We start from the raw sequence: 1,042 nt of genomic DNA on the forward strand, positions 1-1,042 counted from the left end.
AAAAAAGCTTTTATTCATTTTAAGCAAGCCAAGCAAGGCTTTTTGAATTTTAAATCCTTGTTTTGCTTTTTTGTGCTTAAATTTTTAGTATTGCTGTGAATTTATGTGTCCCTTTTGTGAAGTATGATAAATTTTTGCAACTTTTGTTGTTTTGAATTTTTTTGCAAGGGTGTGAGCAAAATTTAGCAGTTGCTTTAAGCTTAGCCTTTGAAATTTTTGAAACGATTGACTTGTTTTTCACCTTATAAATCATAAATTAAAACTCATTTATTTGAGATTAAGTTGTTTTGAGCCATTTGTTTTTTCTATTTAAATCACAGTTTAAAGCAGCTTTTATCTTAGATCTGCTTGATTGGGATTAATCCTTTATATTATGCTTTTTTGCGTAAGCTTCTATTTCATCTCTAAGATATTGGGGGAAATGTTCTTTGTATATGGCTGGTATGGTAGGGTTTTTACGCTTATCAAGCTTTGCATTTTTGTATATGCTTTCAAGTCTTTCAGGTGTATAATAAAACGGTGCATTAGGATAGCCCTGAGGCGGGGTTAAGGCTGCAAGATTTGCTTCTAAGAGCAAGACATCCATTAATAATTTAGCCTCATCTTCGCTCCATTCATTAGGTATATCAGCATCATATCTATATAAATTTGATCCTGTGTAAGAACTCATTTGTCTGTCAAATTCCTTTCTACTCTCAGGTGTAGAGTCCTTATCTCTTGGATCCTTTAGTTTGCCATTTTTTATATCTTTATACAGCACATTTGGAATCAAACCTCTTCCATCATAAGCAAAATTATAGGTATTCATGTCAAAAACCCAATCCACCCCTATCATCTCATCTAAATAAGGAAGCATACCAAAGCTATCATAAGGAGGATTTTTGGCAAATTCTTTTATTTGCATAGCCCTTAGTTGATTTTTATGTATGCCATCAAGTCCAAGCTCAGATCGCTCTGCATAGGCTTTAAATTCATAAGACATTCCTATTGAATTCTTTTCATACATACCACCTGTAAGCTGTAAGCTTAGAAATTCAACCTG

1 pseudogene is annotated in these 1,042 nt (G+C 32.8%); it reads right to left on the reverse strand.

What is annotated here, in order from left to right:
• Nucleotides 1-358: 358 nt before the first annotated feature.
• Nucleotides 359-1,042, reverse strand: a pseudogene (locus DMC01_RS14120) (hypothetical protein); the annotation flags it as partial.

The sequence above is a fragment of the Campylobacter troglodytis genome (assembly GCF_006864425.1).
Taxonomy (GTDB): Bacteria; Campylobacterota; Campylobacteria; order Campylobacterales; family Campylobacteraceae; genus Campylobacter_D; species Campylobacter_D troglodytis.